Annotated in this window: 20 protein-coding genes; 8 read left to right on the plus strand and 12 right to left on the minus strand. The window is 56.9% G+C overall.

Going from position 1 to position 18,029, the window contains the following annotated elements:
• The first annotated feature begins 52 nt into the window (after positions 1–52).
• Positions 53–403 (plus strand): HNH nuclease YajD, encoded by a 351-nt coding sequence (gene yajD / locus JG725_RS18395; protein ID WP_172291673.1) that lies wholly within the window; start codon positions 53–55, stop codon positions 401–403.
• 35 nt (positions 404–438) lie between these two features.
• Here the strand turns inward: yajD and mtnK are convergent, their stop codons facing one another.
• Positions 439–1,641 (minus strand): S-methyl-5-thioribose kinase, encoded by a 1,203-nt coding sequence (mtnK, locus tag JG725_RS18400; RefSeq protein WP_199379314.1) that lies wholly within the window; start codon positions 1,639–1,641, stop codon positions 439–441.
• A gap of 143 nt (positions 1,642–1,784) precedes the next feature.
• Between mtnK and mtnA the strand changes: the two genes are divergently transcribed.
• The gene (mtnA, locus tag JG725_RS18405) at positions 1,785–2,813 is read left to right on the plus strand and encodes an S-methyl-5-thioribose-1-phosphate isomerase (RefSeq protein WP_199379316.1); all 1,029 of its coding nucleotides are present in this window, start codon (positions 1,785–1,787) and stop codon (positions 2,811–2,813) included.
• 194 nt (positions 2,814–3,007) lie between these two features.
• Here the strand turns inward: mtnA and JG725_RS18410 are convergent, their stop codons facing one another.
• Genes JG725_RS18410 through JG725_RS18420 form a run of 3 tightly spaced genes read right to left on the minus strand, consistent with a single transcriptional unit; the run spans position 3,008 to position 4,865 of the window.
• The gene (locus JG725_RS18410) at positions 3,008–3,553 is read right to left on the minus strand and encodes an acireductone dioxygenase (protein ID WP_199379318.1); all 546 of its coding nucleotides are present in this window, start codon (positions 3,551–3,553) and stop codon (positions 3,008–3,010) included.
• A complete protein-coding gene (mtnC, locus tag JG725_RS18415) occupies positions 3,550–4,254 on the minus strand; it encodes an acireductone synthase (RefSeq protein WP_199379320.1) in 705 nt (234 codons plus the stop codon). Before mtnC ends, JG725_RS18410 begins: the two co-directional genes overlap by 4 nt.
• Complete coding sequence (locus JG725_RS18420; protein ID WP_199379322.1) at positions 4,251–4,865, minus strand: methylthioribulose 1-phosphate dehydratase; 615 nt, start codon at positions 4,863–4,865, stop codon at positions 4,251–4,253. The genes mtnC and JG725_RS18420 overlap by 4 nt, the downstream gene beginning before the upstream one ends.
• 151 nt (positions 4,866–5,016) lie before the next feature.
• Between JG725_RS18420 and JG725_RS18425 the strand changes: the two genes are divergently transcribed.
• Both JG725_RS18425 and JG725_RS18430 read left to right on the plus strand, forming a co-directional pair.
• Complete coding sequence (locus JG725_RS18425) at positions 5,017–6,174, plus strand: pyridoxal phosphate-dependent aminotransferase (protein ID WP_199379324.1); 1,158 nt, start codon at positions 5,017–5,019, stop codon at positions 6,172–6,174.
• On the plus strand, positions 6,162–6,929 hold the full coding sequence (locus JG725_RS18430) for an amidohydrolase (RefSeq protein WP_199379326.1): 768 nt from the start codon (positions 6,162–6,164) through the stop codon (positions 6,927–6,929). Before JG725_RS18425 ends, JG725_RS18430 begins: the two co-directional genes overlap by 13 nt.
• Here the strand turns inward: JG725_RS18430 and hpxK are convergent.
• The 8 genes from hpxK to JG725_RS18470 form a co-directional block, all read right to left on the minus strand.
• Positions 6,919–8,193, minus strand: a complete 1,275-nt coding sequence (gene hpxK, locus JG725_RS18435) for an allantoate amidohydrolase (protein ID WP_199379328.1) — start codon at positions 8,191–8,193, stop codon at positions 6,919–6,921. The genes JG725_RS18430 and hpxK overlap by 11 nt on opposite strands.
• Entirely contained in the window at positions 8,190–9,434 is a 1,245-nt protein-coding gene (locus JG725_RS18440; RefSeq protein WP_199379330.1) for an alanine--glyoxylate aminotransferase family protein, read from the minus strand. Before JG725_RS18440 ends, hpxK begins: the two co-directional genes overlap by 4 nt.
• Positions 9,435–9,609: 175 nt before the next feature.
• Complete coding sequence (locus JG725_RS18445) at positions 9,610–10,353, minus strand: amino acid ABC transporter ATP-binding protein (RefSeq protein WP_172291663.1); 744 nt, start codon at positions 10,351–10,353, stop codon at positions 9,610–9,612.
• Positions 10,334–10,987, minus strand: coding sequence for an amino acid ABC transporter permease (locus tag JG725_RS18450; protein WP_172291704.1), 654 nt, complete (start codon positions 10,985–10,987; stop codon positions 10,334–10,336). The genes JG725_RS18445 and JG725_RS18450 overlap by 20 nt, the downstream gene beginning before the upstream one ends.
• Entirely contained in the window at positions 10,987–11,655 is a 669-nt protein-coding gene (locus JG725_RS18455; RefSeq protein ID WP_172291662.1) for an amino acid ABC transporter permease, read from the minus strand. Before JG725_RS18455 ends, JG725_RS18450 begins: the two co-directional genes overlap by 1 nt.
• Before the next feature lie 12 nt (positions 11,656–11,667).
• Positions 11,668–12,453 (minus strand): transporter substrate-binding domain-containing protein, encoded by a 786-nt coding sequence (locus JG725_RS18460; RefSeq protein ID WP_199379352.1) that lies wholly within the window; start codon positions 12,451–12,453, stop codon positions 11,668–11,670.
• Entirely contained in the window at positions 12,395–12,766 is a 372-nt protein-coding gene (locus JG725_RS18465; protein ID WP_199379332.1) for a hypothetical protein, read from the minus strand. The genes JG725_RS18460 and JG725_RS18465 overlap by 59 nt, the downstream gene beginning before the upstream one ends.
• Positions 12,766–13,605, minus strand: coding sequence for a MurR/RpiR family transcriptional regulator (locus JG725_RS18470; protein WP_172291660.1), 840 nt, complete (start codon positions 13,603–13,605; stop codon positions 12,766–12,768). Before JG725_RS18470 ends, JG725_RS18465 begins: the two co-directional genes overlap by 1 nt.
• Before the next feature lie 228 nt (positions 13,606–13,833).
• Between JG725_RS18470 and JG725_RS18475 the strand changes: the two genes are divergently transcribed.
• Genes JG725_RS18475 through hpxZ form a run of 4 tightly spaced genes read left to right on the plus strand, consistent with a single transcriptional unit; the run spans position 13,834 to position 17,429 of the window.
• Positions 13,834–15,420 carry a gamma-glutamyltransferase family protein gene (locus JG725_RS18475; protein WP_199379334.1) on the plus strand — a complete coding sequence of 529 codons (1,587 nt, stop codon included), beginning with the start codon at positions 13,834–13,836 and terminating at the stop codon, positions 15,418–15,420.
• A 24-nt stretch (positions 15,421–15,444) separates the two neighbouring features.
• Positions 15,445–15,642, plus strand: a complete 198-nt coding sequence (gene hpxX, locus JG725_RS18480) for an oxalurate catabolism protein HpxX (protein WP_172291658.1) — start codon at positions 15,445–15,447, stop codon at positions 15,640–15,642.
• Positions 15,639–17,015, plus strand: a complete 1,377-nt coding sequence (locus tag JG725_RS18485) for an AtzE family amidohydrolase (RefSeq protein ID WP_199379336.1) — start codon at positions 15,639–15,641, stop codon at positions 17,013–17,015. The genes hpxX and JG725_RS18485 overlap by 4 nt, the downstream gene beginning before the upstream one ends.
• Positions 17,016–17,042: 27 nt before the next feature.
• Positions 17,043–17,429 (plus strand): oxalurate catabolism protein HpxZ, encoded by a 387-nt coding sequence (gene hpxZ, locus JG725_RS18490; protein ID WP_172291656.1) that lies wholly within the window; start codon positions 17,043–17,045, stop codon positions 17,427–17,429.
• The last annotated feature ends 600 nt before the right edge of the window (positions 17,430–18,029 follow it).

An 18,029-nucleotide genomic window follows, 5' to 3' on the forward strand; every position in this document is an offset into this window, starting at 1 on the left:
CATGACCTGCGCTAAACTGGGCGCTGTTCCCCTTTAAGACTGGCAATCTCCCATGGCATATATCCCGAAAAACTACGCGAAACTTGAAAGCGGCTATCGTGAAAAAGCCCTCAAACTTTTTCCCTGGGTTTGCGGTCGCTGTTCGCGCGAATTCGTTTATTCCAATCTGCGCGAATTAACCGTGCACCATATCGATCACGATCATAGCAATAACCCGGAAGATGGCAGCAACTGGGAAATGTTGTGCCTGTATTGCCACGATCATGAGCATTCCAAATACACCGAGGCGGATACTTACGGCTCTACCGTGGTTGCAGGCGAAGACGCCCAGAAAGACGTGGGGCTTGCCACCCACAACCCTTTCGCCGATCTGAAAGCGATGCTGGAAAAAGGGAAGAAATAAGCATACGGGGCGACAATACGCCCCGCATCGGTATGTTACGCGCCGCTTTGACGCACGCGGGCCAGCAGTTCATCCTCGTTGGCGATGTGATCCGCGGCAAGGATTAACCTCCGGCCGAGGCTTAACGCCTGACGCTGGCATTCCGCCCGGGCGTCGTCATCCTGAATATTGTCAAGATCGGCGACGTGCGCCAGGCCGATGGTGCGCCGAATCAGTTCCGTGCCGCAATAGCCAACCGTATCCCGCCATACCTGCCGTAAAAAGATTTCGGCATAACCTGATTCAGCCAAAGAAGGCTCGCGGCTATGACGCTGACTCAGCGATAAAAAGCGCACGGCGAAAGTATTCCACAACGTGCGGATATCTTCAAAACGCTGCTCGCGTCCCGCCGCCGCCTCACGCGGCGCCAACAGCCCCGGCAACCCACAGTAGTTCAGCAGCAGATTGCCCAATGCCGTTCCCACATCGAACCCTATCGGCCCGTAGAAACCAAACTCGGCATCAATCGCCTTTAAGCGCCCTTCCGCCACAAAGATTGAACCGCTGTGAATATCGCCATGCAGCAATGCCTCGGCTTTGCTCAGAAAACGGTGCTTTAATCCCGCGACCGCCAGCTTCAGCGCCCGATCGTCACGCAACGCCTGCACATCGGCGGCCAGCACCGCGTCAAAGCGATTTCTTTGGTGCTCAATATAGGGATCGGTGAAAAACAAATCTTCGGTGATCTGACACAGCTCAGGGTTGGTGAACTGGCTGACGGACGCTTTTTTAACCTGCGGAGACTGATAAAAATCCGACGTATGAAACAAGGTCTGCGCCAGATATTCACCTAACTGCGCCGCCGCCTGTGGGTAGTGGCGTCCCTGAATCAACTCGCTGCGCCAGATGCGGTGATCGGAAAGATCTTCCTGCACCATCACCGCCAGTTCGGCGTCATGATGCAGAACGCTCACCGTATGCTGAGGGCAAAACTGCGCATGCGTCCGCAGCGTTTCAGCTTCTATACGGGCGCGATCCAGCGTCAACGGCCAGGATTCGCCGACGCAACGCACATAAGGTAAAGCCTGTTTGACAATCACCCGGCTAACGCCCTGCGTATCGCGAATTTTAAACACTAAATTCAGATTACCGTCGCCAATTTCCTCGGCAGCGACCAGCGAGTGCGGATCGCTTATCCCGCCATACCGGCGGGCGTATTCTACGGCATCGTCCGCCGTAAAGGTGCGGTAAAGTGACATTGCCAACCCCTTATTATTCTGCGCTCACCCGATGGTGAAAAATCATTTTTGGACATAAAAGCGTTTGGACGTCTATACATCCATTCAACATATTGGCAGAATAAGAAAATTGACGCAATAACGCAACATGGATTTAACCACTAATGCAGAGAATTAACACAACCAGTCTGAAAATTGTTGACGGCCAACTTTGGATCCTCGATCAGCAGGCGCTGCCACAGGAAAAACGCTGGTGTCCCTGCCCGGAGGTGGCGACACTGGTTGATCATATTCAGGCGTTACGCGTGCGTGGCGCGCCGCTGATTGGCTTATCCGCCAGTTTGTTGCTGGCGTTACTGGCGAAGCAAGGGCTAAGCCGGCCCGAACTGACGTCGGCGCTGGAGACGCTGCGTGCGGCGCGTCCCACCGCGGTGAATCTGATGAATAATCTGGATCGGATGAAACAGGCGCTGGCGCAGCCGGAATTTATCCCTGCGATGGAACAGGAAGCGCTGCGGCTGGTTGAAGAAGATCGGGCGCTGTGCGAACGTATTGCCGATCATGGCGCCACGCTGGTGCGCCCCGACAGCCAGTTGCTGACCCACTGCAACACCGGCGGACTGGCTACCGCCGGTATCGGCACCGCCATCGGCGTACTGCTGCGTGCGCACCAGCAGGGAAAAGTCGCCCGGGTTTGGGTTGATGAAACCCGGCCGTTGCTTCAGGGCGGGCGGCTAACCGCCTGGGAACTGGGCGAATTAGGTATTCCTTATCAACTGATTTGCGATTCGATGGCCGCCGGCCTGATGGCGCAAGGGAAAGTGGACGCGGTATGGGTCGGGGCCGATCGCATTGCCGCCAACGGCGATGTCGCCAACAAAATAGGCACCTACAGTCTGGCGGTGCTGGCGCACTACCATCAGATCCCCTTTTACGTCGCCGCGCCGCATACCACGCACGATCCGGCATGTCCGAACGGCGGCGCCATTCCCATTGAGCAACGGGCATCCGCCGAGGTGACGGGCGTATCCGGCAGCTTCGGTAGCTGCCAGTGGGCGCCGCAACGCGCCCCGGTCTATAACCCGGCGTTTGACGTCACCCCGGCTCGGCTTATCAGCGGTTGGGTGCTGGATACCGGCATCGTGACGCCGCAGGCGGTGCAAGAGGGGATTTTTAACTCGGCGCTGAAATAAAAAACTGGCGCATCTGAGGTTGCTGACAAAGTCGTCTGTAAGCCTGAGATACCCGGGCCTACCGTACCGAGGGGCGCTCCGGCGGCTTACGCCGCTACGGCCCCTCGCCACGCTCTCCCTAATAACAGGCTTTGTCAATGGTCTGAGCTGCGCCAGTCAAGCTGGCGCAGCTCTTTTACAAAAATCCCTCAAATTCAACCCGCCAGTTTCGGATACCCATCGGCGATCTTGTCGCCGGTAAAATGCGCGATCCAGCCTTCCGGGTTATCGAACAGCCGAATCGCGGTGAAATGCGGTTTCGGGCCCATATCAAACCAATGCGCGGTTCCCGCGGGAACCGACAGCAGATCGTTTTTCTCGCACAGGATCTGGAAGATCTTGCCTTGCAAGTGCAGGCAGAACAGCCCGGCGCCTTCCACGAAGAAACGCACCTCATCCTCGTCGTGCGTGTGTTCGGACAGAAACTTGGCGCGCAGTTCCGCGCGCTGCGGATTATCCGCCCGGATACTGATCACATCACAGCTCTGATAGCCTTTTTCCGCCACCAGCCGGTCGATATCGTGCCGATAAGCCGCCAGCACTTCTTCAGAATCTGGGTTGGCGCTTAACGGCTGATTCGCCCGCCAGCGCTCAAACCGCACGCCGATGTCGGCCAGTTGCTGACGGATAGCCTCCGCATCCTGACTTTGCCAAATCGGCTGGCTTGCATCGCTATCGCTAAAAATAGTCAGTGCGCTCATTGGGAATACTCCTGTACGTCAATCTGGTCAAAACGTGTCACCTGACGGTGACGGCTCAAATCATCAGCATCGGTACGGATGAGCTGACAGGTATGCCACCCCGCTTGCTGCGCGGCGTCCAATTCCTGACGGATGTCCGACAGAAAAAGCAGCTGCCCGGGGGGCAAATCGATGGATTGCGCAATGGTCTGGTAAGACGCCGTTTCGCGCTTCGCGCCGACGCGGGTATCAAAATAGTCGCTGAACAACGGGCGTAAATCCCCCGCCTCGCTGTAACCAAAAAGCAGTTGCTGCGCCTCAACCGACCCCGACGAATAGACATACAGACGAATGCCTTGCCGCCGCCAGTCAGCCAGTCGTTCGGCGACGTCCGGGTAAAGATGCCCGCGGAAATCGCCGTTATGATAACCGGTACGCCAGATAATGCCTTGCAACAGCTTGAGTGCGGTCGATTTACGATCTTCGTCCATAAACTGATGGAGCGCCGCGATTAACGTCTCTTCATCAGCGTCTGGCCAGGTCAACTCCTGACGCAAAAGCGTCAGCGCCTGAGCGATCTCCTGATTGCCTTCTCCCTGACGCACGGTATCCGCCAGACGTTCACGGGCATAGGGGAACAATACATTATGGACAAAACGAATATCGCTGGTGGTGCCTTCAATATCCGTCACTATCGCTTTAATTGCGCGGGTCTGGCTCATTTGGCCTCCAGCAGTCGACGTTGCAGTTCGCACTGAAACAGGAACTCCAGCCCTTCCAGATGACGGCGCGCCTCTTGTACGCTCTCCCCCCAGCAATAGAGGCCGTGTCCACGCACCAGAAAACCGTAGCGTAGCGGCTCATGCCTGGCACGCCCCGCCACCCGCTCGGCCAGCGCCGGAATATCCTGGTCGTTATCGAAAATCGGGATCGCCACCCGATCCAGATGGCTTTTCTGCCCCGCCAGCGACTTCTGCATTTCATACCCTTGCAGCACCAGTTCCGGCCCGGTTTCCACCCGGGAGAGTACGGTCGCATTGACCGAATGAGTATGCAGCACCGCGCCAACCTGCGGATACGTCCGGTACAGCAGCGTGTGCAGCCCGGTTTCCGCTGAAGGGGAACGCCCGCTGGGGACGTGATTGGTGGCGATATCCACCAGCAGGAAATCATCAGCCTGCAAGCTGCCTTTATCCTTGCCTGATTGAGTGATCAGGCACTGTTGTTCATCAAGGCGCACGGACATATTCCCCCCGGTCGCCGGACACCAGCCTTTTTGCCCTATCCAGCGGCAGGCGGCGAGCAGTGCCGTAAGTTGCAGGTTTTCTGGCATAAAACTTCCTATTTGTGAGTGCTTAGTACTTTTTGTTATGTCTTAGCATTTAAAAGCATTTAGCCGTTTAAACGTCCAAGCGTCTTGATTGCCAAATACTACATCGTGTTATATTGTCAAGCAATACAGGTTTGCAGGAGTCCAATCCGCCATGAGCGCCGCGCTTATTCCCGAAAGTAAACTACCGTCTCTGGGCACCACTATTTTTACGCAGATGAGCGCTCTGGCTCAGCAGCATCAGGCCATCAATCTATCACAAGGCTTCCCCGACTTTGACGGCCCGGATTATCTGAAGCAACGTCTGGCTTACCATGTCAGTCAGGGCGCGAATCAGTACGCGCCGATGACCGGGGTGGCCCCGCTGCGTACCGTGATTGCCGAGAAAACCGCCGAGCTATATGGCTGGAAACCTGACGCCGATAGCGAAGTGACCGTCACCGCCGGCGCAACGGAAGCCCTGTTTGCCGCCATTACGGCGCTGGTGCGTCCCGGCGATGAAGTGATCTGTTTCGATCCCAGCTATGACAGCTACGCCCCTGCGGTGGCGTTGGCAGGCGGGGTGCTGAAGCGCCTTGCTCTGCAACCGCCCGCTTTTCGCGTTGACTGGGCTGAGTTCGCCGCACTGCTCAGCGAGCGTACCCGGCTGGTGATCCTGAATACGCCGCATAATCCCTCCGCCACCGTATGGAAGAAAGAAGATTTCCATCAGCTTTGGCAGGCCATTGCCGCGCATGCGATCTACGTGCTGAGCGATGAAGTGTATGAGCATATTTGTTTTGCCGAAGAAGGTCACGCCAGCGTGCTGGCGCACCCGTCGCTGCGTCAGCGGGCCATCGCCGTGTCCTCATTCGGCAAAACCTTTCATATGACCGGTTGGAAAGTCGGCTATTGCGTCGCACCCGCCGCGCTGAGCGCGGAAGTACGCAAGATCCATCAATACCTGACCTTTTCAGTCAACACGCCAGCCCAGTTAGCGATTGCCGACATGTTGCGTGAACGGCCGCAGCACTGGCGCGAACTGCCGGATTTTTACCGCGCCCGCCGCGATCGCTTCGTCAATGCGCTGGCGAGCAGCCGTTTTGACATTCTGCCCTGCGAAGGCACCTATTTCCTGCTGGCGGATTACCGTGCGATTTCCGATCTGGATGATGTCAACTTCTGCCGCTGGTTGACCGAGCACGTGGGCGTGGCCGCCATTCCGCTTTCCGTATTCTGCGCCGATCCCTTTCCCCATAAATTAATTCGGCTATGCTTTGCCAAACAGGAACCTACATTAGATGCGGCCGCGGAGCGTTTATGTCGACTTTAAAAATTTCATTGCTGCAACAACCGCTGGTCTGGCTGGATAGCGCAGCCAACCTGAGCCACTTTGATACGCTATTGGCCGACCTTACGGGCCGCGATCTGATCGTGTTGCCCGAGATGTTTACCACCGGTTTCGCCATGGAGTCGGCAAAGAACAGTCTGGAACAGTCGGTTGTCGAGAAGTGGCTGCATCAATGGGCGCAGAAAAATAATGCCTTAATCGGCGGCAGCATTGCCGTGCGCACGCCCAAAGGCGCGGTGAACCGTTTCCTGCTGGTCGATCCGCATGGTGAGGTTTACCAGTACGATAAACGCCATTTATTCCGCATGGCAAACGAGCATCAATATTATCAGGCCGGCGTGGAGCGTTTGATTATTGAATGGCGCGGCTGGCGGATTTGCCCGCTGATTTGCTATGACCTGCGCTTTCCGGTGTGGTCGCGTAACCGCCAGGATTACGATCTGCTGCTGTACGTGGCTAACTGGCCCGCGCCGCGTTCACCGCACTGGCAAACGCTGTTGGCGGCGCGGGCGATTGAGAATCAGGCCTACGTCGCGGGGTGCAACCGCGTGGGAAGCGACGGCAACGGCCACAGCTACCGGGGCGACAGCCTGATCGTTAACGCGCAAGGAGAGATTCTGGCGTCGGCGCCCGCCAACCAACCTGCGCGTCTGGATGCCGAACTGTCGCTGGAAGTATTGCAAAGCTACCGGGAATCCTTCCCGGCATGGCGTGATGCGGACCGGTTTACGCTATAAACAAGCGCTCGCCCTGATAGCCAAAAACCGTACTTGACCACGCCCTCAGCGCCAGCGCCACATCCGCCGCCGTCACCGATTCGTCAGGGTGATGGCTGACCCCGCCCCGGCAGCGAACAAACAGCATCGCGACCGGCCAGCGTTCGGCGATGGCGATGGCGTCGTGCCCCGCGCCGCTGGGCAGCAACAGATTTCGTCCCTGAACCTGCATCACCGCCTCGCTCAAACGCTGTTGCAGCGCCGCGTCGCAGCGGGTGGCGGCAATCCGATAATACTCTTCGGCCGCAAACCGACACCCGCGTTCGCCGGCAATCTCGTTACCCAGCGCCAGCAGCTTTTGCAGCAACGCATCCAGCGCCACATCTTCCGGCCCGCGAATATCCAGCGTTAACCGCACTTCGCCGGGGATAACGTTGGCGGCCCCCGGCAAACATTGCAGCGTGCCGAATGTGGCGACCAGATAAGGATCGCTTTCTTTCGTCAGTCTTTCCGCCCGCACCATCCACTCGGCCGCGGCCGCCAACGCGTCGTGACGCTGCGTCATCGGCACCGTACCGGCATGTCCGGCCAGCCCGTGAAAGGTACAGTTCAAGCGTCGGGCGCCGTTAATCGCCGTCACCACGCCTAACGCCAAATCCTGTTGTTCCAGACAAGGCCCCTGCTCGATATGCAGTTCCAGATAGGCGACGATATCGCCGACCGGACGCGCCGCCTGCGCGATCGCCCGCGGATCCAGTCCGACATTTTTCAACGCCTGTTCAACGGTGATGCCCTGCGCGTCCTGACAGCCAAGCCAGCTGTCGGGCCAGGTGCCGGTCAGTCCCCGGCTGCCCAGCAGGGTAATGCCGAAACGGGTCCCCTCTTCATCGCCAAATCCGACGATTTCCAGCGCCACCGGCAGGCGAATCTGTTGCCGATGCAGAAAACGCACCGTTTCGATGGCGGTCAACACCCCGAGCATGCCGTCATAGCGCCCGGCATTACGCACCGTATCAAGATGCGACCCCATCAGCAGCGCGGGCGCATTCGGGGCAAGCCCCTCATAACGGCCGCAAATGTTGCCGACGCTATCCTGCCAGACCCGCATACCGGCCTCACGCATCCATTCGCCGACCAGCGCGTTGGCGCGCAATTGTTCCGGCGACAGATACACCCGCGTGAGCTGTCCGACGGTTTCACTGATTTCCGCCAGCGCATCGCAGCGCCTCATGACTTGTTCAGCAGCGGCCAGCGCGGCGGACTCCGACATCAGGGCATGACTCATGCACGGCCCTCATCGGTAGCGTAGCAATCCCAGGCAGCCTGTAGCGCCGCGCCCTGAACCGAACGGAAGCCCAGACGGTTCAACACCGCTTCCAGCGCGCTCAGCGTTTGCATCACGCAATCTTTACGGGCGTTGTAGCCCATGGTGCCGATACGCCAGATCTTGCCCTGCAACGGCCCGAACGAGGTGCCGATTTCAATGGCGAAATCATCCAGCAGCATCTTGCGAACCTGCTCGCCGTGGATCCCGGGCGGGATCGCCACGCCCAGCACGTTATTCATCTTGTTGTCCAGATCGCCGAAAGTGTCCAGTCCCATGCCCTGAATACCGGCAACCAGCGCCTTACCGTGTAATTCATGGCGGGCAATACTCCGATCCAACCCTTCCTCAACAATCACCCGGGCGCATTCGCGGGCGGCAAACAGCATGCTGGTGGCCTCCGTGTGGTGATTCAGGCGTTCCGGCCCCCAGTAATCCATCACCATGCCGAGATCGAAATAGTTGGAGTAGATCATTTCGTCATCGCCGTCCTGATGAGCGTCGGTGCGAATACCTTGTTCGATACACTTGCGACGGCGGATCACCGCTTCCATCTGCGGGCTAAGCGTAATCGGCGAGCTACCGGACGGCCCGCCCAGACATTTTTGCAGACCGGCGGAAACCGCATCCAGCCCCCAGGCATCAGTCTCCAGGGCATTGCCGCCGAACGAAGCGGTCGCATCGGTATAAAACAGCACGCCGTGGCGGCGGCAAATATCGCCCAGTTCGGCCAGCGGCTGCAACATGGTGGTCGAGGTATCGCCCTGCACCGTCAGCAGCAGGCGGGGGCGCACGGTTTTGATGGCGTCTTCTATTTGATCCGGCGTGAAGACTTCACCCCAGGGCACCTCAATGGTATGGACGTCGGCGCGGCAACGACGGGCAATCTCACACAGCAGATGACCAAAGCGCCCGAACACCGGCACCAGCACTTTGTCGCCGGGGCGGATCGCCGACAGCAGAATGGCTTCGATTCCCGCACGCGATGTTCCGTCCACCAGCATCGTCCAGCGGTTTTCGGTACGAAACAGTTGGCGATACAGATCCATCACCTGATTCATATAGTTGGTCATCGCCGGGTCGTATTGCCCGATCAACTGACTGGCCATCGCCCGCAATACACGCGGATCGGCGTTGATTGGCCCCGGCCCCATCAACAGCCGATAAGGGGGATTGATTTGCGCGTACAGTTCATTGTTCATTGTGGCTTGCTCCTCACCGAGAGAACCTTAGCTCCCGTATTACTTAGAAAAACCATGTCGATTACGAGAAAATTTCGGACGTGATAAAGCGTGGTTTTTTATGCGCTTTTTTGCCACACCCGACCAAAACCGAGAAATAATCCAACCAACTGAGATAACTATTTTTAATCGGGCTTTACGCTTCGGAAAGCCCGCGAACCGAGGCGATAAATTGCTTCAACTCAGCGGTCTGCGGGTTGGCGAACAAGGTTTTGCTGTCGCCCTGTTCCCAGACTTTTCCCTGATGCATAAACACCACCCGGTCGCCGACTTCACGGGCAAAGTTCATTTCATGCGTCACCAGAATCAGCGTCATGCCCTCGGCGGCAAGCTGTTCCAGCACTTTCAGCACTTCGCCCACCAGTTCGGGGTCAAGCGCCGAGGTAATTTCATCGCACAGCAACACTTTCGGGTTCATCGCCAGCGCCCGCGCAATCGCCACGCGCTGCTGCTGGCCGCCGGACAGATTGCCGGGATAATAATCCATGCGCTCGCCCAGCCCGACTTTGTTCAGCACCTGCTCGCCCAGTTCACGGCATTCCGCGGCGCTTTTGCCCAGCACCCGACGCGGCGCCAGCATCACATTCTCCAGCGCGGTCATATGCGGAAACAGGTTAAAGTTCTGGAACACCATCCCCACCGAGCGGCTAATCTCACGCGCCTGCGAGTCGCGGTTAGTCACCGTCATGCCGCCCAGCTTGATGCTGCCTTCCTGATACCCTTCCAGGCCGTTCATGCAGCGCAGCAGGGTGCTTTTACCGGAGCCGCTGCGCCCGATGATGGAAATGACCTCGCCCATTTCAATATCCAGATCCACGCCTTTCAGGACATGGTTCTGACCGTAATACTTCTGAACCTGATTAATGGTGATGAGCGGCATTGAATTTCCTCTCCAGATAGCGGCTGTAATAAGAAAGCGGATAACACATCAGGAAATAACCCAGCGCCACCAGTCCAAAAACTTTAAACGGTTGATACGTCACGTTGTTCAACATGGTTCCCGCTTTCGTCAGCTCAATAAAACCGATAATCGACGCCAGCGCCGTTCCCTTTATCACCTGTACGGAAAAACCGACCGTCGGCGCGATGGCGATACGCATCGCCTGCGGCGCAATCACCCGGTAGAGCGTTTGTCTGAAGCTCAGCCCCAGACAGCGTGAAGCCTCCCACTGCCCTTTCGGCAATGCATCGACGCTGCCGCACCAGATATCCACCAAAAACGCGCTGGTAAACAGCGTCAGCGCCACCGCGGCGGCCGTCCAGGGGCTGACATCAATACCAAACAGCGCCAAACCGAAAAACGCCAGGAACAGTTGCATCAGCAACGGCGTACCCTGAAACAGTTCGGAATACAGACGGATAATACGCGTCGGCCATTTGCGTTTGGTCAAGCGCAGCAACATCAACGGCAATGTCACCAGCGCGCCGCCGATAAACGCCGTCAGCGACAGCAGAAGCGTCCAGCGCGCCGCGAGCAGCAGGTTGCGGACAATATCCCAGTCAGTAAATGTCATCATGGTTGCTGACTCCCCAGAAAACGCCGGCCCGCCAGCAGTAATAACTGGCGCATCAGGACGGACAACGCCAGATAACACAACGTAGTCACCAGATACACCTCGAAACTCAGAAACGTACGCGATTGGATCAGGTTGGCGGCAAAGGTCAGTTCCTCATAGGAAACCTGCGAGACCACCGACGATCCCAACATCACGATAATGCACTGGCTCACCAGCGCCGGGTAAATCCGCTGCAACGCCGGCGGCAGAATCACCCGAAAGAAGGTCTGGCTGCGCGTCAACCCGAGAACCCGGGCGGCTTCCCATTGGCCTTTCGGCGTCACCTGAATACCGGCGCGGATAATTTCCGTGCTGTAGGCGCCCAGGTTGATCAGCATCGCCAGCAACGCGGCCTCGCCGGCGGTCAATTTCCACCCCAGGCTCGGCAAACCAAACACGATAAAAAACAGCTGCACCACAAACGGCGTATTGCGTATCAACTCAACATACATACCCCACAGTTTGCTCAGCAGGGTGGGCTTGCCGCTACGCAAAGCCGCACCACAGATACCGATAGCAATACCGCCGATAGTCGCCATCGCCGTCAGCTCAATGGTCACCCGTAAACCCGCCAACAGCTCAGGCCAGAACGGCCATAGCGCGGTAAAATTAAGCTGATAGGTCATGGCAAACCCTCCTTATGCTTTGATGCTGTCTGGCAGCGGCGCTTTCAGCCATTTTTCAGACAGGCTATTGAGCGTGTTGTCTTTCAACGCCTGCTCAATCAATGCATCCACTTTCGCTTTCAGGGCCGGCTCGCCTTTTTTGAAGCCGATGTAGCACGGAGAATCTTGCAGCATGAATTTCGCCACCGGCGCCTTGGTCGGGTTCTGCTCGGCAAGCGCCGCCACCACCAGGTTGCCGGTGGCGATATATTCCACCTGACCGGACAGATAGGCGGACAGCGTGGTGTTGTTGTCTTCGTAACGCTTAATCTGCGCGTCTTTCGGCGCGATCTCCGTCAATACCATGTCTTCCACCGCCCCGCGCGTTACGCCGACGCTTTTACCCGGCAATGCTTCAGGCGAACTTAATTCGCTGCCCTGCGGGCCAAACACCCCCAGGAAGAACGGCGCATAGGCGCGGCTGAAGTCGATCACCTTTTCACGCTCGGCGTTTTTACCCAGGCTGGAAATCACCAGATCGACCTTATTGGTTTGCAAATAAGGCACGCGGTTGGCGCTGGTCACCGGCACCAACTGCAACTTCAGTTTCATCTCTTGCGCCAGATAACGCGCAATATCGATGTCATAACCCTGCGGTTGTAAATCCGTTCCTACCGATCCGAACGGCGGGAAATCTTGTGGTACGGCAACGCGCAATACGCCGCGCTGCTCGATATCCTTTAATTGATCGGCCATCACGTTACCGGCCTGAGTCAGTAACAGCGCTGCGCCTACTATCGCCAGCAAACATTTTTTGATGCTCATATTCTGCCCCCAGTTGGTTTTTTATTGAAACGAAAAATTCTCTAACAGCAAACGGTGAAACTATTGTTGCAATAAACCAAGCAAGGAACATGCCAGTCTCAAAACGCGTGGATTTTGTGGCGCCGGCGCCGCGCCGTGGAAAGAGCGGGTCATCAAAAAGCAGCATTCGCTCGCGGTTCAGGGGATAAGATGCCCGCCAGCGCAGGCATGAGGAGAAAGGCGTACGACAGAAAAACGAAACAACAGGTGGGATAAATAGAACCTTAAAAGCACCAAAATAGTGCAAAGCACCATTTTTGCGCCCCATTATCGCTGTTCCAGTTCATCCAGCTCGGCGTAAAGATCGGCAATATGGTGAATACGCTGACGGCCGTCACGCAACATTTCATGCAACAACGCATTGCTCAGCAGATTGACCAGGCTCATGGCGGAAGCGTAGCTGTCAAAAGCGGAAACGCTATCCAGCGGCGCGCACAGCGACCACTTCGCCAGCGATAACAAGCTGTGCGCCTGCGGCTCGCACAACAGCAGCACCGGAACCTGCCGGGCATGCAATTCGGTCAACAAGGGCTGAATCAGCCGCGGACGGCGGCGGAACGCCACAACAATCACCACGTCCTGTGCGCCCAGATCCACCAGTTCTTCCGACAACGTTTGACCCGGCTGCGCCAGCAACGTCACCTGCCGGCGGATCTGCAACAGTTGCTGGCGCAGATGCAACGCCACCGGATAACTGTTTCTTAACCCCATGATACACAAGCGTTTTGCTTGCATCATGGCGTCAATAACCGCCCTGAATCGCAACGGTTCAATCTGGTTAATCCACTGGGTAAGATTCGCCATTTCCTGCTTGTAATGCCGCGCCAACAGCGTGTTGCCCTGCACCGCGTCACGGTTATCCGCCAGCGGCATGCCGCTTTGACGCAACGTGCGCAGTTCTTCGCGCACGGCACGGTAGCTGGGATAGTCAAGACGTTTGAACAAACGACTGACCGTCGCTTTGGATACGCCGCTAAGCCGCGCCAGTTCAGCGCTGTTATAGCTGATCAGATCGTCGAAGTGATCGAAAATAAAATCAGCCACCCGCTGTTCCTGCGGAGAAAGCTCGCTATAACGGCCTCGCAATCGTTCATCAATCTGTTTCATAACGCTGTCACCTGTCGGCTGTAACTTTCGTTTCAGTTTTGTCTTTTGTTTCATCGCAACATAACATAAGCCAGTGATGATTAGACAGATAGAAAAACTGGAACAGCGTTTGCTTAAAACGACTGTTGCTTAACAAGGCGGTACTCGGCAACACAAAATAACGGCGCATGACGCAATAACGTCGTCTGACAACTCCCCTACCGCCGGACAAAAAAAAGGAACCTCGGCATGATGCAAAGTAATACCGCGCCACTGGGTATGGCAGTAACGCCACACCATTTAGCCAGCGCCAGTGCGCAAGCTATTCTGCGTGAAGGCGGCAATGCGATTGAAGCAATGGTGGCCGCGGCGTCGACTATCGCCGTGGTCTATCCCCACATGAACGGGCTAGGCGGCGATGGTTTTTGGCTAATTCTTCCCCCGGACGGAGAACCGATCGCCATTGATGCCAGCGGCGCGGCGGGTTCATTGGCGAACCGCGACTTTTATCAGGGAGAAAAGCAGATCCCGCACCGCGGCCCCAAAGCGGCATTGACCGTCGCCGGTACGGTGGGCGGGTGGCAGGAAGCGCTGGCCTTCTCGCAGGAACTGGGCGGAACCCCGCTGCCCCTCGCCCGTTTGCTCGCCGATGCGATTCGCTATGCCGCCGGCGGCATTCCTGTCACCCAGTCGCAGGAAGATGCCCTGACGCAACACCATCACGAATTGTCCTGCTTTGCGGAGTTTAGCCGGATCTTTATGCCGCGGGGCGCTATTCCTCGCGCGGGCGGGCGCTTCACCCAGCCGGATCTGGCCGAAACCCTAACCACGTTGATGCAGGAAGGATTGGACAGTTTTTATCGCGGTTCGCTGGCAGAGCGTTTTGCCGCTCAGATGGCGCGCTTAGGCATGCCGCTGACGTATGATGATTTGGCGAACTATCGCGCCAAACGCACCACGCCGTTGCGGCTGAAACATAGCAAGGGCGATATTTATAACCTCGCGCCTCCGACGCAAGGATTGGTTTCATTAGCGATCCTCGGCTTAACCGATCATCTTGGCATGGAAGATTTAAACGATAGCCAGACCATTCACCGTATCGTCGAATCCACCAAGCTGGCTTTCGGACTGCGCGATCGTTTTATTACCGACCCGAAAATGATGACGCAGGATGTTCAGGAACTGCTGGAGCCTGACCAACTTGGCGTATTGACCCAGCGGATTAATACCCGGCAGGCCGCGCCGTGGGGAGCGGGAAAAGGCCCCGGCGACACGGTATGGATGGGCGTTTGCGATAGCAGCGGGCTGTGCGTGTCCTTTATTCAGAGTATCTACCACGAATTCGGCAGCGGCATGGTGCTGCCCGGAACCGGCGTACTGTGGCAGAACCGGGGCGCCTCTTTTAGCCTGGATCCCCAGCATTTACTGGCGCTGGAACCCGGCAAGCAACCGTTCCATACCTTGAATCCGGCGGCCGCGAGGTTGGCCGACGGTCGTACCATGGTGTATGGATCAATGGGAGGCGACGGACAGCCTCAGACACAGGCGGCGTTGTTTATCCGCCATATCCTTCAGGGCTTGCCCCTGCAACAGGCCATTACGGCCCCACGCTGGTTATTAGGCAGAACCTGGGGACAGTCTTCCGACACCTTAAAGCTTGAAGACCGTTTTAAACCCGCCACCCTCGACGCGCTGCGCGCATTAGGCCATGACGTCGAATTATTGAGCAGCTTCAGTGAAACCGTGGGTCACGCCGGGGCTATCGTCCGCCATACCAACGGTATGCTGGAAGGAGCATTTGATCCGCGCAGCAACGGCAGTGCGGCGGGCTTTTAATTCATCTCGCGGGAGAGAAAACCAATGAGTGCAAAATCAACCGATAACGCCGTACTGACGGCGTATCTGCAACAAATGGAAACCTTGCTGGCCTTGCCATTAACCGATGATCGACGTCAGGAGTTGTTGATCCAGTTCAGCCGAATTCATGCGATGGCGCAGCCGTTGATGGATTTTCCGCTCAATGAGCGTCAGGAAATCGCCGGAGTCTACCAGCTATGAACGATCCTCAGCCCTTGTCCATCAGACAGATCCAACAGGCGCTGCTGGCGGGCGAACTCTCGGCCAGAGAGCTGGCGCAACGCACGCTGGACGCCATTGAGCAGACCAACCCCACAATCAATGCCTATACGCAGATAACCCGCCAGCGCATGCTGGACGAGGCCGAGACGCTCGATCGTCAGCGCCGGCGCGGCGAGCCGTTGCCCGCACTGGCCGGTGTGCCTTACGCCGTGAAAAATCTGTTTGACGTTGCGGGTGAAACCACGCTGGCAGGGGCGCAGTTATTCAGCCGGCGCCCGTCCGCATCGCAGGACGCGTTCGCCATACGGCAGTTAGCCCGTCAGGGGGCGCTTCTGTCCGGTATGCTCAATATGGATGCCTACGCCTACGGCTTCACCACGGAAAACAGTTATTACGGCGCAACGCGTAATCCGCTCGATAAACAGCGTATTGCCGGGGGATCGTCCGGCGGCTCCGCCGCGGCGGTGGCTGCCGGGCTGGTCAATTTCAGTCTGGGCAGCGACACCAACGGATCGATTCGGGTGCCCTCCTCGCTGTGCGGTATTTTCGGCCTGAAGCCCACTTTCGGCCGTTTGTCGCGTAGCGGCAGCCACCCGTTCGTCGCCAGCCTCGATCATATCGGCCCGATGGCCCGCGGCGCCGAAGATCTGTCGCTGGTTTTTGATGCGCTGCAAGGTCAGGATGAATCAGACCGCTTTCAGGCCGAAAGGCCGCCCCTGACATGTGCCGAACAATTAGCCGAAGGAAATACCGGCCTGCGCTGCGCCGTGCTGGATGGCTATTTCTCCGAGTGGAGCGGCAGCGAAGCCAAAACCGCGGTGCAACAGGTTGCTCGGGCGCTGAACGCCCAGGCCAGCGTGACCCTACCGGAAGCGGCCCTGGCGCGTACCGCGGCATTTATCCTTTCCGCCAGCGAAGGCGGGAATCAATATCTCCCCGCCCTGCGCGATACGCCGGAGCAGTTTGAACCCCACTCTCGTGAACGCCTGCTGGCCGGCGCCATGATCCCCGCCGCCTGGTATGTACAGGCGCAGCGTTTTCGCGACTATTTCCGTCAACAGGTTTTGCCGCTGTTCGAACACACCGACCTGCTGATTGCCCCGGCGACGCCCTGTTGTGCAACCCTTATCGGACAGGAAACGATGCGCATCAACGGCGTCGATCTGCCGGTACGCGCCAGCATGGGCATGCTTACCCAGCCGATTTCTTTCGTCGGCTTGCCGGTTGTCACCGTACCGATAAAGACCGCCGGCGGGCTGCCAATCGGTATTCAAATCATCGCCGCGCCCTGGCGCGAAGACCTCTGCCTGCGTGCCGCCTGGGTGCTGGAGCAGCAGGGCTGTTGTTTATAATGTTTGTTGTTCTAAGGAGTCTTACTGATGCTGCCTGATGACATTAATCAGCCCGACGTGTTGGCTGAAGTGACCGAGGCCTTTTATCGTTATGAGAAAGCCTTGACCGGTAACGATATCGACGTATTAGATGAACTGTTCTGGCATAGCAGTCTGACCGTTCGCTATGGCGCGAGTGAAAATCTGTACGGCATTGATGAAATTCGCGCGTTCCGCAATGCCCGCCCGTCCGCCGGTCTGGATCGGCAACTGCAAAATACGGTGATCACCACATATGGTCACGATATGGCGGTAGCCAGTACTGAATTCCGGCGGGAGGGCAGCGCCAAAACCGGCCGCCAGATGCAAACCTGGATGAAAATGCCTGAAGGATGGCGCATCATTGCCGCGCACGTCAGCCTGATGACCGAGTAATTTTAAATACATGGCCGCGATGACATCCTGCTACGCCTCTGGCGGATAGCGGTGTCATGGCGCCATTCATCTACTTACGCGCTTGCGGGCATATTGGCTGTCCGCCTGTTGAAATTCGTTGGGGATATCGTCTTACTTAAGACGTGGAAATAATGCTGATTATCCGCCTTGTCGGCCGTTCATTACGTACTGCCCCAGTCACCGCGATTGGCAAAAAATTATCCGCAGAGAAAGGATAATAGTGTTAGCTGAATCACACTATCGGCGCACACAATATTCGCCAGGATTAGCTGTACGCCACACATCCATTTACGCCACAAAATCATCTCGCCTATTTTTGCTATAATTATCGTCGCGGCGGCGATTTGCATAAATTATTGTGCACGGAAATCGACCTATTTCGCTGCCTGACAGGCAGAATCATTATTTTATATCGCTCCGTATTTTATTGATAAAACAAACAATAATCATCGATTTCCCGCTTATGAAAAGCGCTTATTTCACACCGGTGGAAATCACAACACAACAGCATGGTAATACATTGTTTTAAAAACATAAAAAAACAAACACCAGCAATATTCAAATCAAAAAATCTTATCC

This window comes from Brenneria sp. L3-3C-1, assembly GCF_016456245.1.
Taxonomy (GTDB): domain Bacteria; phylum Pseudomonadota; class Gammaproteobacteria; order Enterobacterales; family Enterobacteriaceae; genus Brenneria.

Excerpts from the sequence above, each read along its gene's own strand:
- JG725_RS18420 (WP_199379322.1), bottom strand. The coding sequence starts at position 4,865 with ATGCCAGAAAACCTGCAACTTACGGCACTGCTCGCCGCCTGCCGCTGG.
- mtnC (WP_199379320.1), bottom strand. The coding sequence starts at position 4,254 with ATGAGCCAGACCCGCGCAATTAAAGCGATAGTGACGGATATTGAAGGC.
- JG725_RS18440 (WP_199379330.1), bottom strand. The coding sequence starts at position 9,434 with ATGAACAATGAACTGTACGCGCAAATCAATCCCCCTTATCGGCTGTTG.
- hpxK (WP_199379328.1), bottom strand. The coding sequence starts at position 8,193 with ATGAGTCATGCCCTGATGTCGGAGTCCGCCGCGCTGGCCGCTGCTGAA.
- JG725_RS18485 (WP_199379336.1), top strand. The coding sequence starts at position 15,639 with ATGAACGATCCTCAGCCCTTGTCCATCAGACAGATCCAACAGGCGCTG.
- hpxZ (WP_172291656.1), top strand. The coding sequence starts at position 17,043 with ATGCTGCCTGATGACATTAATCAGCCCGACGTGTTGGCTGAAGTGACC.
- JG725_RS18470 (WP_172291660.1), bottom strand. The coding sequence starts at position 13,605 with ATGAAACAGATTGATGAACGATTGCGAGGCCGTTATAGCGAGCTTTCT.
- JG725_RS18410 (WP_199379318.1), bottom strand. The coding sequence starts at position 3,553 with ATGAGCGCACTGACTATTTTTAGCGATAGCGATGCAAGCCAGCCGATT.
- JG725_RS18450 (WP_172291704.1), bottom strand. The coding sequence starts at position 10,987 with ATGACATTTACTGACTGGGATATTGTCCGCAACCTGCTGCTCGCGGCG.
- JG725_RS18445 (WP_172291663.1), bottom strand. The coding sequence starts at position 10,353 with ATGCCGCTCATCACCATTAATCAGGTTCAGAAGTATTACGGTCAGAAC.
- hpxX (WP_172291658.1), top strand. The coding sequence starts at position 15,445 with ATGAGTGCAAAATCAACCGATAACGCCGTACTGACGGCGTATCTGCAA.
- mtnK (WP_199379314.1), bottom strand. The coding sequence starts at position 1,641 with ATGTCACTTTACCGCACCTTTACGGCGGACGATGCCGTAGAATACGCC.
- JG725_RS18425 (WP_199379324.1), top strand. The coding sequence starts at position 5,017 with ATGAGCGCCGCGCTTATTCCCGAAAGTAAACTACCGTCTCTGGGCACC.
- JG725_RS18430 (WP_199379326.1), top strand. The coding sequence starts at position 6,162 with ATGTCGACTTTAAAAATTTCATTGCTGCAACAACCGCTGGTCTGGCTG.
- yajD (WP_172291673.1), top strand. The coding sequence starts at position 53 with ATGGCATATATCCCGAAAAACTACGCGAAACTTGAAAGCGGCTATCGT.
- mtnA (WP_199379316.1), top strand. The coding sequence starts at position 1,785 with ATGCAGAGAATTAACACAACCAGTCTGAAAATTGTTGACGGCCAACTT.
- JG725_RS18475 (WP_199379334.1), top strand. The coding sequence starts at position 13,834 with ATGATGCAAAGTAATACCGCGCCACTGGGTATGGCAGTAACGCCACAC.
- JG725_RS18465 (WP_199379332.1), bottom strand. The coding sequence starts at position 12,766 with ATGGGGCGCAAAAATGGTGCTTTGCACTATTTTGGTGCTTTTAAGGTT.
- JG725_RS18455 (WP_172291662.1), bottom strand. The coding sequence starts at position 11,655 with ATGACCTATCAGCTTAATTTTACCGCGCTATGGCCGTTCTGGCCTGAG.